Origin of the sequence: Pseudoalteromonas sp. Scap03, from assembly GCF_013393115.1 — a bacterium.
GTDB lineage: Bacteria > Pseudomonadota > Gammaproteobacteria > Enterobacterales > Alteromonadaceae > Pseudoalteromonas.
This window is the reverse complement of sequence record NZ_VDEU01000002.1, coordinates 659,731-673,333: the sequence shown is the minus strand read 5'-3', so window position 1 is coordinate 673,333 and position 13,603 is coordinate 659,731. Positions and strand designations below refer to the sequence as shown.

Below are 13,603 nucleotides of genomic sequence, written 5' to 3'. Positions count from 1 at the left end.
GGCTTTAATTTATTGCTTAGGGAGTGTATTAAAATTCGTAACTAACACTTAAGCGTGTTGTACGCGGCATAATGTAACGGCCATTGGGGGCGTCGGCATTGCGTGGGTCGCCTTCAGTGATACCTTGCTCGTCGGTTAGGTTATCTACAGCTAATTGCAGTTTAATGCCTTCGACTGGTTCAACAATTAAACCTAAGTCTACTTTTTCGTAGCCATCAAGTGTCACGGTGTTTTCGTTATTACCAAAGCGGTCATCCACTGCTGACAAAGTACCATATAAAGTGGCATACATGCCGTCTACTTCAAAGTCATAGCTTGGTGTTACACGTACTTGCCATTTAGGTTGGCGCTGTGCGTCGTTACCTTTATTTTCAGGGCTTTCAGTGATTTCGGTCTGTTGTAATGTGGTATTTAAATTAACAGAAAAGCCAGATTCATGATTAAAGTTATAATCAAGTTCAACACCATACGCTTCGTTGGTTAAAATGTCAGCCGGTACACCCGGGCGACTTACAAAGGTATCGCCTTTTACTTCATTGACAAAAAAGGTGGCGTAGAAGTCGGTAGAGTCTGAAATAAGCTTGTAACCTAGTTCGCCCTGCGTTACTTCTTTAATTAGTTTTTCACCCCCTTGGTATGCGCCAAAGTTATCTCTAAAGTCATCAAAATATGGCATTTTATAACCACGGTTAACACGTGCAAACACGCCCATGTCGTCATTAATTGAATAGTTTAAACCGGTTGTCCATGAGGTTTTACTTTCATCGTAATCAACGGTTTTAGTGATAATACCGTCAAGGTCTTCATCAACACTGTACTGCACATCATGGTTTTCTTTACGTACACCTAAATCAAGCGTAAATGCATCTGCAAATTTGTATTGGCCTGTAAAGTAAAAAGCATTGGTGCGTGCATCACCTGTTGAGCTAATATCGTAATTAAAACCACACCCGTCAGTGCTTTGGTTACATTCAATGCCATTTAATGACTCACCACCGGCTTCCAGCACGTGATACGCCGTATTACCTAAGCTCCACCAATCGCTCGCAGATGTGCTTGCGGTGTAATAACCAAAAGTGGCCGATAAATCGCCAAATTGCTTTGAAAAGGCTAAGTCGTTAGTAAACGAGCTTATTTCTTTTAATACTACCCAGCGACCCAGTTGCTGAATCGCGGTGTCACTAGCATATTCGGTGTTAGTCACTGCACCGAATGCCGTTTGACCATTGTCAGCCACTTCACCAATTGTCGTTGCTGAACCATTAGGTACTAGGCCAAATGTATTGGCATCGCCTTTAGTAATATTAAAACGATCTATAAATTGCCAGCCATTATCAAATTCTAGTTTAATGCTACCGCCGGATACATGGCCATCCCATCCTCGGCCATCACCTAGGTCAATATCGTGTGCTTGCGCATCTGGGCCGGTAAAAATCGTCGCTTGACGGTTAAGTGTGCCTAATTGAGTATACTGGGCGTCAATACCGTCAACGTTTAATGGGGTGGGTAAGTACCAAGCACCGTGATCGTCTGTTTGACGGGTATAAAAGTTAAGCTCGCCATTGTCTAACTCTTTAGTAATGTTAATTGTAAATTGGCTTCCTTTTTCTGAGGTAAACCCTGCATCACGAATACCCGGTGAGCTTTTAACATAGCCGCCTACCATAAAATATAGATCGTCGGTGATTTCACCACTTAGCACAGCATCAACCCGTTGTAAGTCGTAATCTGAGGTGGTGTATTTAAATAAGCCTTGAGTATCTTCACTGCCACGCTTTAACCTAAAGTTGGTTGTTAAACCAGGCTGACCATTGGATAGCACAGGGTTAGGACCACCACGCAGTGCTTCCATCGTTTCAATCGTTTCATCGATTCTAAATAACGATGAGTTTTCTAAAAATGAAAGAGTAGGCGCAGGGTAAACTGGCGAGCCTTCAATACTGAGTGTTAAAAATGGCGCATCACCACCTCCTGGAAAACCACGTACAAATACGTTGGCACCAGACTCACCACCAGAGCTTTCTACCCACACACCGGGAACAGCTTTAAATAAGTCAGCAGTACTTTTAGGTGATAATTTTATAATTTGTGATGAATCAATATTTGTTACTGCGTAGCTGGCATCAATTTTTCTGATCCCAACACCTGCGGGGGTACCAGAAACGACAATTCGCTCAACTTTTTTTTCTTTTGCTTGTTCTGCTGCAACAGCAGCGTGTGTGCTTAGGGCTAAAGTAATTGCACAGGCTAGCATGCTTTTTGCTTTATTGAATTTCATGTGTGAGATCCCGTTTTTAGTGTGTTAAACAGTGTGTATTACAGCGAGATTGATTAAATTTTAATGTAAACAAGCTGTATAAATTGAAACTCTAGAGATAAATGCAAACGTTTGCAATATTTATTTGTAAATTATTTATTAATATGGGCTGTTGTTTTATTGAGCGTAATTACACAAGAGCGTAACTTTTAAGTTAATGGGCAAGCCAGTAAAAAATAATAATGCTATATTGTCAGTAAGTTAGATATAGCATCAGCCGAAGTGGAGCGTTTAGGGTTTTATGAATAATAAAAAAATTAAATTAGCTGATTTAGCAAAGCTTGCAGGGGTGTCTACCTCAACGGTTTCGCGCGCGCTGAATAATAACCCGCTTATAAAACAAGAAACCCGCGACAAGCTTCAGCAGCTTGCAAAAAAACATAATTTTAGCCTTAACACGGCAGCTAGCCGTTTACGTACGCAAAAAACCAATGTTGTTGCCGTCATTATTAATCTTGATGAGCAAACCGAGCAGTCAATTAGCGATCCATTTTTACTCAAGGTAGTGAGCGAAATTAACCTTGCGCTTAATCAGCAGGGTTTAGAGTTGTTGTTATCTAACTCTATTATGGCGCAAGATGACTGGGCTAATTACTTTATTAATGGCCGCCGAGCAGACGGTATTATTGTTGTGGGGCAAGGAAAAAGCCAAACTAATATAGAAGCGGCTGCCGATGCGGGTATTCCTTTAGTTGTATGGGGGGATCCAAAAACACAAAGCAATTATCCTATTGTCGGCAGCGATAACTACTTAGGAGGAATGCAAGCGACCGCTCATTTAATAGAACACGGTGCTAAAAGTATTTTATTTTTAGGCGATCCTGAGCATGGTGAAATTAGTGAAAGGCATCGTGGTTACGCTGCTGCACTTTCTACTCATAAACTTGAGCAGCATGTTATATCCATTGATATTACCAGTCGCTCAGCGTATCAAGCAATTAATCAGTTATTACGTGAAAAAGGTTTATATTTTGACGCGATAATGGCCTGTAGTGACATGGTTGCACTGGGGGCGATGAAAGCGCTGAAAGAGCGCTATGTAAGTATTCCCAACGATGTGGCACTGGTTGGATTTGATGACATTGCCATGGCTGATATTAGCCATCCCTCTCTTTCTACGATTAAACAAAACACCCAATTTGCTGCGACTTTGTTAGTTAAAAAGTTAATACAGCAGTTTTCAGGTGAAAAAGCCGAATCACAAGTTATTGATATAGAATTAATTACTCGCCAGTCAAGCAAACGTTAACTTAGTATGCATGTATATTAATTGTTAAATTTAAAATGCAAACGATTGCAATGATATTTGTTCTACACTAAACTCTGGATTTACTGACTAACACACACGGTAATTTACCAGCTATGGGTAATTTGCTTTATAAAAGTTATGGCGTATGTCGCTCTAAACGAGGCAAGCAATGAGTAAAATAAAAATCACACTGGCAATTGCTGCAAGCTATTTTATTTTCGCAATACTATTAAATAGCGTAGGCACTGTTATTTTGCAGGCTATAAACACACTAGGAGTAAGCAAAACAGAAGCGTCGGTTTTAGAGGGATTTAAAGACTTATCAATTGCAATAATGTCATTTGTTGTTGCTTCATTTATACCGCGTTTGGGCTACAAGCTTGCAATGCTGCTAGCACTGATAGTTGTCGCAATAGCGTGTTTTTTTACAGCTGTAATAAGTGAATTTTACATGTTTAAAGTGTTATTTGCTGCTGTGGGTTGTGGTTTTGCGGTCGTTAAGGTGTCGGTTTATTCAATTATTGGCCAAGTGACAGAGGGTGCAAATAGTCACTCATCATTACTAAACACGATAGAAGGCATTTTTATGGTGGGTGTATTAAGTGGCTATTGGGTATTCACCGCATTTATAGACCCTGTTGATAGCAATGCCTGGTTGAACGTTTATTACCTATTAGCAGCGCTTACGCTTTTGGTGATTATCAGTGTCGTAATAGCACCAATAAAACCTGCTATTAAAGGTCAAAAAAGCAACTCTGGTTGGAATGACTTTATTGCTATGCTCAAACTTACCTATCAACCGTTAGTGCTGATTTTTATTATTAGTGCATTTTTGTATGTGTTAATCGAGCAAGGGGTAGGGACTTGGTTGCCTACATTTAATAATCAAGTTTTGCAATTACCAGTAGCCATTAGTATTCAACTAGCGAGTATTTTTGCCGCAGCTCTTGCTTTAGGGCGCTTAGTGGCGGGCCAAGTATTAAAGCATATTCATTGGTTTGTTGTACTTAGCTGTTGTTTAGTTGCTATGGCTGCGTTGATTATTATTACCTTACCACTAACGGAAAACTTACCTAAAAACGAGGTGAACAGTTTATTTGATGCGCCTCTGGCGGCGTTTGTTTTGCCATTAATTGGCTTTTTTATGGCGCCCATTTATCCGGTACTCAACTCAGTCATGCTCAGTGCGCTTCAAAAGCATCAACATGCTGCAATGACAGGGTTAATCGTTGTGTTTTCAGCACTTGGTGGCACCACAGGGTCGGTGATAACCGGGTATGTATTTGAGCACTTTAGTGGCCAGCATGCTTTTTATCTTTCACTTGTGCCCATTAGTTTAATTTTTATTAGCGTGATTATTTTTAAAAAACGCACCCATGCCATTTCACAACACGCAGTCAATAGTTAATAGATTAGGACAGTTATGAGTTTTTTTAATAGCCAATTATTTAAAGATGTACAAACACAGCACATATTTAGCGACTGTAAAACGTTTGCTGATGCAACCGCGCGTGTTGATTGGCAAAGTGCCTGTATACAGTATGAGCAAATAGCACCCCTTGATAAAACTCAATTAAGAGACTTTGTTGATGCGCATTTTATAACAACGCCTTTATTAACAATGAAAGCAGCTGCAAATACCACCAGTGTAAAAGGCTACATAAACTCACTGTGGAGCGGCCTTCGACGTGAAGCCGATACACCCAAAGCTAATTCTTTACTCGCTTTAAAGCACAGCTATATTGTACCTGGTGGACGTTTTCAAGAAATTTATTATTGGGATAGTTATTTTACTGCGCTGGGTTTAATTGATGCAGATAAAAGTGATGTAGTAGAAGACATGCTGCAGAATTTTATAGATTTAATTAATGATTACGGCTGTATTCCCAATGGTAACCGCAGTTATTATTTATCGCGTTCACAACCGCCTATTTTAGCGCTGATGGTTGATCTTTTATGGCAGCACACTCACAGTAAAACACATAATTTAGCTTGGCTTAGATTGTGTGTTGAAGCTTTAAGAAAAGAGCACGCATTTTGGATGCAAGGAGCAGATACACTCGATGATGCGCAAACAAGTGTAAAACGCGTGGTAACAATGCCATGTGGTGGGGTATTAAATCGCTATTGGGATGATGAGGCGGCTCCTCGCGCAGAGTCATTAAGAGAAGACTTAGCGCTTGCATCAGGGTTTAGTGATGATAAAAAACCTGAGTTTTATCGTAATATTCGTGCCGCATGCGAGTCTGGCTGGGATTTTAGCTCGCGCTGGTTAGCCGAGTCAAACTTACTAAACTCAATTCAAACGACAGATATTGTACCTATAGATCTAAATTGCCTACTGTACAATTTAGAAAATCAGCTTAGTGAATATTTTAAATTGCTTGGCAATGAGCAACAATCACAAACGTACAGTAGCTATGCTGTAAAAAGAAAGTCGCTTATTAATCAATATCTTTGGAGTAATGAGAAGCGTTTTTTTGTTGATTATAATCATAAGTTATCTAAGCCGTCTGCTATTTTAAGTGCAGCGGCAAGTACCGCGCTTTTTGTTAATTTGGCCTCGCAACAGCAAGCTGAACTGGTTGCAAACGTATTGAGCGAGCAGTTTTTAAAAGCAGGCGGCATTGTAACCACTGTTGTTGATACCCCACAGCAATGGGACAGCCCGAATGGCTGGGCTCCATTACAATGGTTTGCGGTAAAAGGCTTGCGTAATTATGGTATAGAGCAATTAGCTACACGCATAATGAAAAACTGGCTAACAATGGTAGAACAAGATTTTATTGAAAATAAATGCTTGCTCGAAAAATATAACGTATGCACACCGCAAAAAAAAGCCAGCGGGGGGGAATATCAAGTACAACAAGGATTTGGTTGGACTAACGGTGTAACATTGCGCTTTTATATGCTCACTGAAAGTTAATTTGCCTTAACTGCTTTATAGGGATTCACCCTGATAATCTTATACCAAAAGAGCATTGTGTTTTGTAGTTGATTTAGGTAATGTAATGAAATTGTTTCAGGGATGGTAATTATGTTAAGTAAAAAATTTGCCTTTATTAAAACAACACCTAAATCGTCTTCTCACTCATTTTGCTATACAACGATTATAAGCACTTTAAAAGCGCTTTTTAATGAAATAAAAATGGATGACTCACTCCCTAAAGTCGAGTTACGTCAAACCTTTGAACTTTATCTCGTTGATGGTGCGGATAAGGATTGGCACTCATTAATCCCTGCCGAATTAATCTGTTTAGCTAAGCAAAATAAGGTGATTTTATTTAACGTTGAGCCAAATGCTGTGTGTGAGAAAAATTTATTATTAAATCACTTCAATGGTGTTTTTTATAGTTCAGATGCTGCAGAGGATATTTTTAAGGCGCTTGTAAGAATAACCGATGGCGAGCTATGGTTTACTCGTAAAGTGATTTCTGATGCATTCAAAGATATATTAAATGCAGCTTCATCTAACAATTTACTGCATGACGACATAGTGCTTAGTAAATCGGATTGCGAAAACTTAACCAAACGTGAAAAATCGGTGATTCAATTAATAGCGCAGGGTGCGAGTAACGATAAAATAGCGAACAAACTCAATATTAGTGATCACACAGTGAAAACTCATCTTTATAGTGCGTTTAAAAAGACTCAATCGCGTAATCGTATAGAGCTTGCAAATTGGGCACAGCGCTACATTTCGGTATTACTTCCATTAGATAATTAAATAAAAAGGCTATTTGCATAGCCTTTTATTTTTTAAGCTTGTTTTTTAGCCCAAAGTCCTCGATCTATGCCTTTAGTAATTAAATCAGTAAGCGCTTTTTCTATGGCTTGTGTCACACAAATACTCATAGGTTCGTTATCACTAAATCCAGCTTCGGCTTCGGCTAAACGTTTGTAACTAACATATCTAAAGAAGCCTGCTCGCATTTCTTGGCTCAATACTTTTTTGCTGGTGGCTACTGATAATAGTACTTGGCCAGTTCTTACATCGACTGCACGCAAATAAATTGAAATTGCATCTTCACGATATAGCTCTGAGGCACCAATCCCAAAGTATTCCATTCCTAATCCGCCAGTTTTTACATTGGTATCGTAGCTAATTATGCCACCTTCTAAAATAATTTTTGCGGTGGTTAATGGCGGAAGCTCGCTCTGATTAGGGTTAGTCGCTTGTGCCGCTCTAATAATTTTTCGCTCAGTCAAAATGTTTTGTAAACCCTCACGTTCAACCGGCGTAAACCAGTCAGACTCATGTAATGCTTGCACTAAAATAGAGTTTGCACCTTGAGTGACGGCCGTTGAAAACGAGCTAACATTAGTTTGTGGTTTATATTGACCGGTTTGATCGCGAAATGAATAAACCGAAACTGGAATGCTACCTGCAGGTTTAGGTAAGCTTTTTAAGTCAGAAAAAACATCTGTTGGCTCTAACGTTACCGCACTTTGTTTTGATGGGGGAATTAAATTACCCATAGTAGAGCAACCACTAAGAGAAAGAGCGATTGTTATTATAATTACTTTATACATTATCCAAACCTCGGTACTTCGATAACCACAACCGAGTCATCAATTATATTTGTTATTCTAACCGTGATAGTGTCGGTTGTACTGGTGATTACTTCTATTTGATAATCACCACTCATAAATATTGAATCTTGGTTAAAAACACTGTCTTCAATATTTTCGCCAAAAGCCATGTCGGTGATTTCTCTCACCATCCTATTTAAGTATGTTCGCTCTAATGAATCCTGAAATTGCTCTGCATACCCTTTTTCGATCACAGGCGCTTTATGCTTATTTTGTGCTTGTGCCTTACTAAGCAGCATATTGGCATTGAGAGGGTTGCCGCCAAAGCTCGGGTTAATAGGGGTGTAAATAATTTCAGTTGCGGAGACTGAAAAGCTTAAAGTCGTTATTATTGTTAATACTATTTTTTTCATTGTTACCATCCGTTCAATGCCATGTCAGGACTCGCTGTTTGCATATTCGATCGCGCCATTGCGTCCATTACAGAATGTACTGCTTGCTCTACCCGCTCGTCCAAAGGCTCTAGCTTTCGTCCCAAGTGGGTTGCATAAATTATCTTATTATTCATTATTAATACTAATTTGGTGCCAGCACGGGGTATAACCGTTTCTTTTATTTCTACATTGAAGCCTGCTGTTGAGGGGAATTCGCGCCAATAGTTTGAAAATTCACTATAAAATTGATACCCAAAGCGGCTAATACTTTTGTTTAGAAGTAATCCATCGATTTCTAAATCATCACTGGCATTACTACAAGGAATAAAAAGAGTTAAAAGTATAAAAAAATAGTTATATTTATTATTTTTCATAGTTAAATAAGGGAGAGGGTTACTCTCCCTTTCTCATCAATTACATTTGTGTAATTGTTGCAGTGTTACCATCACCGATTTGCGTGACAGAGAATGTACTGTTAAAGCCAATTACGTTACCTTCAACAGTATTGTAATTACCTGTTTGAGTAACAGAGAATGAAACGTTTTCACCACCTAGTAAAAGCGCTGAATCTCCCGTTCCACCTACCCAGTTTCCCTCACCTTGTTGTGCAATATCAATAGAGTGATTACTGCCCTCTACCATTAAGTCAATAACGTTGATATCACCATTTTGAGCGATATCAATTTGGTTTGCATTACTATCAAGAACACCCGCTAGTGTAACAATGGCTTCGTTTTGGTTACCGACTTGATTAACATCAATATCGTTATCGTTTGATGTAAGTGAGACATCAGGGTATGAAGACTGCACTAAAATTGCGTTTTCATCACCACCTGATTGGCTAAGGTCAACATCATTGCCATTACCATTAAAATTAGCTAAATGAACCGAGCTGGAATTACTAACTTGAGTTACTGTAAATTCATTATTTGATCCAATTACACCCATGTATACTTCATTAGTGTTACCAACTTGCATTGCTGTAAGCTCATTGTTATCGCCCATTAGCTCAGTTGTTGCAAGGTTCTCATCACCAACTTGATTAACTGTTACTTCGTTGAATGAACCGTCAAAAAGACCAGATTCAATAGCATTATCTGAACCTTCTTGGTCTAGTTTTATTTCATTATCATTGCCAGTAACGGCTGCAAAAGTAATCGTATTGTTATCACCGCTGCTTTGTTCAATAGCTATTTCGTTTGCATCACCAGCTATATCAGTGAATGTAACAATGTTGCGTGAGCCATCTTGGCTAACATCAATTTCATTTTCGTTGCCACGTAATGACTCTATTTTAAATTCATTCCACGTGTCTGTTTGTTCAATTTCAATGATGTTTTCATCACCAGATAAGCTAAGTATTTCAAACTCTTGCCACATACCTGACTGAGATGAAATAATTTCGTTGCCGTTACCTCTCATGTCCATGTTGTAAAACCAATGGCCGCCATCACCTTGTTCTACGTCAATATTATTGTCGCTACCGGTGATAATATTGATTGCTTCATTATTCTGGAATAATCCTTGGCCTAATTGAGAAACATAAACGCCGTTATGATCACCCGTAATACGAGTAATAAAACCATTAGCGATACCATCTTGCGCATAAGTCTGTTGGTTGTTATCACCCGTTGTTTCAACTTCGGCGTAATTACCATTTTGTAATTGAGCTATTTTAACATCGTTATTGTTACCGACTTCAGTAGCTAGTGCAGTATTGCCATCCCCATCTTGAGATACTAATGCTGTATTATCAGAAAATGATTGTTTAACTGTTACGGCATTTTCAATGCTACTTACAGATACTTTAGATGCAAGCTCAGAAGTTGAACCCGCTTTTGATTCTGTAGTTGCGTTTGCTGTAAAGCTTGCGCCCATTGCAATTGCAATAGCACAGCTTAAAAGTGATTTATTCAATTTCATTATTATTCTCCTTGAAATGCAAAATTAAACACCTTGGTTGTTTATTAAGTTTTAATAAGGTGTTTGTCGTTACAGCATGCCGTGCTGTTAAATGTGTGATTAACTTTTATTCTTAAACGTAAGGTGCGGTTTTAATCATGAATGTAGAATCTAGCTTTCAGTGCTTGAACAGTATGTTTACTGTTATCTACTTCATAACTGCTCAGTCACTGTATTCTTCAATGAACCTATTTTGAATCATCTTTTTTAATGGTATTTAAAGCTGTTTAGTTTCAATGGCTTGAAATTAAATTTTGGATTTATATTTATTTCTCACTAAAATCCAATAAAAAATAATGAGTTAATGGTATGTTAAAATTAATGAGTTTAGCTCATTAAAATGGATGTTTTTTATGTTTTTATCACTGTATTTCTAGTTAAAAGTAATGATTTTGTACCTTATTTTTTTTTTTTACTTGAGTTAGTCGCTGTTTAACCGTTTTCTTAGCACTTGCCACGTGATTGCTTAAATTCTTATACGTAAATTTTCCACTTAGTACAGCTAAGTTAACTTAATTACGGATAAAACGATGAAAACAAAATTATCTATTATTACACTTGCACTTTTACCTTGTTTAGCTGCGGCGAAATTGCCTGATGTAAACAGTACGACTCAAAAAGTTACTGCGAGTAGTGACTCAATTATTGTTAAATATAAAAAGAATGCTTCGCCGGAAATGCGTAAGCAAGCTCGTTCGTTAGTAAAAGCCAAAATATCTGATCTAAATAACGATGAAATTGATGATAACTTCACTTCGTTATTTTCAGGCCGCCTCGCTAAATTTAAAATATCAGGAATGAGCGCTAAAGAAGCAATTGAGCGCTTAAAATCACATCAAGCTATTGAGTATGTTGAGCCTGATTACCGAGTGAGCATAGCAAACGCAACTAATGATCCTCGCTTTGAAGATTTATGGGGCTTAAATAACGAAGGCCAAACTGGTGGTACGGTTGATGCAGATATTGATGCACCTGAGGCTTGGTCAATTTCAACTGGTAGCCGTGATATTGTTGTAGGTGTTATTGATACTGGTGTAGATTATAGCCATCCTGATTTAGCTGCGAATGCGTGGGTAAATAGCGGTGAGATTGCTGGAGATGGTATCGATAATGACGGCAACGGTTATATTGATGACGTACACGGTATTAACGCGATTACCGATGCTGGCGACCCAATGGATGACGAAGGCCACGGTACACATGTATCAGGTACAATTGGTGCCAGTGGTAACAATGGTGTTGGTATTGTTGGTGTAAACCATGATGTATCTATTGCAGGTTGTAAGTTTTTAGCTGCAGATGGTACAGGTTCTACATCTGGCGCTATTAAATGTATTGACTACATGGTAGGCCTTAAAAACTCAGGTGTTAACCTTCGTGTATTAAACAATAGCTGGGGCGGTGGTGGTTATAGCCAAGCACTTGCTGATGCGATTACTGCCAGTGAAGAAGCTGATATTTTATTTGTAGCTGCTGCTGGTAATGATGCGGTAGACAACGATGTAAATCCTCATTACCCATCTAATTATGAAAATGACAATGTATTATCTATTGCAAGTACTGATAGTCGCGACAATATGTCTGGCTTTTCACAATGGGGTTTAACCAGTGTTGATATGGGCGCGCCAGGTAGTGCTATTTTATCAACCATTCCAGGTGGCGGTTATGCAAGCTATTCTGGCACATCAATGGCAACACCACATGTAGCTGGTGCTGCTGCACTTGTATTGTCAGTAAATCCAGATCTAACATCACTAGAGCTTAAAGAGTTACTTATGTCTAGTGGTGATGCTAATGCGGCATTAAATGGTAAAACGGTTGCAGGTACACGTCTAAATGTTAACCAAGCAGTCATTGATGCTGATCCAACTCCTGGGTTTAAATTATCAGTATCACCTGTTTCTCAACAAGCAACAGTTGGTGATACGGTTACCTATACCTTTACAATTGGTTCAGTTGCACAATGGGATGGTGACGTTTCACTTGCTTTGGCTGCTGATCTTACTGACGCATCGCTAAGCGCAACTACAGCTCGTCCAGGTGATGAGGTTGTATTAACGGTAGCAACTAATAGCGATACTCAGTGGGGTAATTATGACTTTACTGTAACTGCTTCAACAGACGAGCAAGTTAAAGATCAAACAGTAAGCTTAATGCTGCAACCTGCTGGTTTGAACGACTTTACTTACAGTAGTAATGAACGCGTTGAGATTCCGGATAACTCACCTGAAGGTGCAAGCTCTGTTATTACTGTGGCCGATGATTTAACTATCTTTGGTACCACGGCTGATGTAGACATTACGCATACTTGGTCTGGTGACTTAGTGCTTACACTTATTTCAGCACAAGGTACAGAGGTTACTTTACAAAGCAATGAAGGTGGCAGTGACGACGACATTGTGAAGTCATTTACATCAACGGTATTTAATTCTGAGGTAGCGACTGGAGATTGGACACTTAATGTTGAAGATACAGCAGGCGCAGATACGGGTAATATCAATGGTTGGTCACTTACATTTAGTGCTATTGGTGAAGTAAGTCCACAACCACCAGAAGCCGGCTTTAATGTTTCAGCACAAGGTTTAACTGCTACATTTACAGATACAAGCCGTGATGTTAATGATGACATTTCACAGTGGAGCTGGAACTTTGGTGACGGTGCAACTTCAACTGATGCAAACCCTGTTCATGCCTACGCTGAATCAGGTAGTTATGAAGTTGAACTAACTGTAACAGATAGTGAAAACAACTCAGATACATTCACACAAACAGTTGTTGTAAGTGATGTTGAAATTGAGTTGACTCTAAAACGCGCTAATAAGTCACGTCTTGATACTATGCGTGTAGAGCTAAACTGGGAAGAAGTGGGTGCTGAGTCACTTAGCTTATACCGAAATGGCGAACTAGTAGATACCGTATCAGATAATGGCCGTTACCGTGACTACGTTCGTAACGCAAGATTATCAACGTATAACTATAAGTTATGTGTTTCTGAGAACGTATGTTCGAATATTGTTACGGTTTCATTTAATTAAGCAAAATATACATTCCTAATGTAAACCAAGCCCAGTTTCACTGGGCTTTTTAATGCCCAATTAATAAATGTTA

10 protein-coding genes are annotated in these 13,603 nt (G+C 38.9%); 5 read left to right on the top strand and 5 right to left on the bottom strand.

Features of this window, described 5'->3' with window-relative positions; translation table 11 throughout:
* Window positions 1-28: 28 nt before the first annotated feature.
* Window positions 29-2,278, bottom strand: coding sequence for a TonB-dependent receptor (locus tag FHG08_RS18270; protein ID WP_178956933.1), 2,250 nt, complete (start codon window positions 2,276-2,278; stop codon window positions 29-31).
* A gap of 280 nt (window positions 2,279-2,558) precedes the next feature.
* Between FHG08_RS18270 and FHG08_RS18265 the strand changes: the two genes are divergently transcribed.
* The 4 genes from FHG08_RS18265 (at window position 2,559) to FHG08_RS18250 (ending at window position 7,293) form a co-directional block, all read left to right on the top strand.
* The gene (locus FHG08_RS18265) at window positions 2,559-3,566 is read left to right on the top strand and encodes a LacI family DNA-binding transcriptional regulator (protein ID WP_138594317.1); all 1,008 of its coding nucleotides are present in this window, start codon (window positions 2,559-2,561) and stop codon (window positions 3,564-3,566) included.
* A 169-nt stretch (window positions 3,567-3,735) separates the two neighbouring features.
* Entirely contained in the window at window positions 3,736-4,974 is a 1,239-nt protein-coding gene (locus tag FHG08_RS18260) for a sugar MFS transporter (protein WP_178956932.1), read from the top strand.
* 15 nt (window positions 4,975-4,989) lie between these two features.
* Window positions 4,990-6,492: an alpha,alpha-trehalase TreF gene (gene treF / locus FHG08_RS18255; protein WP_178956931.1), complete on the top strand. Its 1,503-nt coding sequence runs from the start codon at window positions 4,990-4,992 to the stop codon at window positions 6,490-6,492.
* Window positions 6,493-6,603: 111 nt separating this feature from the next.
* Entirely contained in the window at window positions 6,604-7,293 is a 690-nt protein-coding gene (locus FHG08_RS18250; RefSeq protein ID WP_178956930.1) for a LuxR C-terminal-related transcriptional regulator, read from the top strand.
* Between the two features lie 32 nt (window positions 7,294-7,325).
* Here the strand turns inward: FHG08_RS18250 and FHG08_RS18245 are convergent, their stop codons facing one another.
* Genes FHG08_RS18245 through FHG08_RS18230 form a run of 4 tightly spaced genes read right to left on the bottom strand, consistent with a single transcriptional unit; the run spans window position 7,326 to window position 10,456 of the window.
* Window positions 7,326-8,099: a CsgG/HfaB family protein gene (locus tag FHG08_RS18245; RefSeq protein ID WP_138764900.1), complete on the bottom strand. Its 774-nt coding sequence runs from the start codon at window positions 8,097-8,099 to the stop codon at window positions 7,326-7,328.
* Entirely contained in the window at window positions 8,099-8,521 is a 423-nt protein-coding gene (locus FHG08_RS18240; RefSeq protein WP_138605903.1) for a curli assembly protein CsgF, read from the bottom strand. Before FHG08_RS18240 ends, FHG08_RS18245 begins: the two co-directional genes overlap by 1 nt.
* A complete protein-coding gene (locus tag FHG08_RS18235) occupies window positions 8,515-8,907 on the bottom strand; it encodes a curli production assembly/transport protein CsgE (RefSeq protein ID WP_178956929.1) in 393 nt (130 codons plus the stop codon). The genes FHG08_RS18240 and FHG08_RS18235 overlap by 7 nt, the downstream gene beginning before the upstream one ends.
* A 40-nt stretch (window positions 8,908-8,947) precedes the next feature.
* The gene (locus tag FHG08_RS18230; RefSeq protein WP_178956928.1) at window positions 8,948-10,456 is read right to left on the bottom strand and encodes a curlin; all 1,509 of its coding nucleotides are present in this window, start codon (window positions 10,454-10,456) and stop codon (window positions 8,948-8,950) included.
* Window positions 10,457-11,025: 569 nt separating this feature from the next.
* Between FHG08_RS18230 and FHG08_RS18225 the strand changes: the two genes are divergently transcribed.
* The gene (locus FHG08_RS18225) at window positions 11,026-13,530 is read left to right on the top strand and encodes a S8 family serine peptidase (protein WP_178956927.1); all 2,505 of its coding nucleotides are present in this window, start codon (window positions 11,026-11,028) and stop codon (window positions 13,528-13,530) included.
* Window positions 13,531-13,603 lie beyond the last annotated feature (73 nt).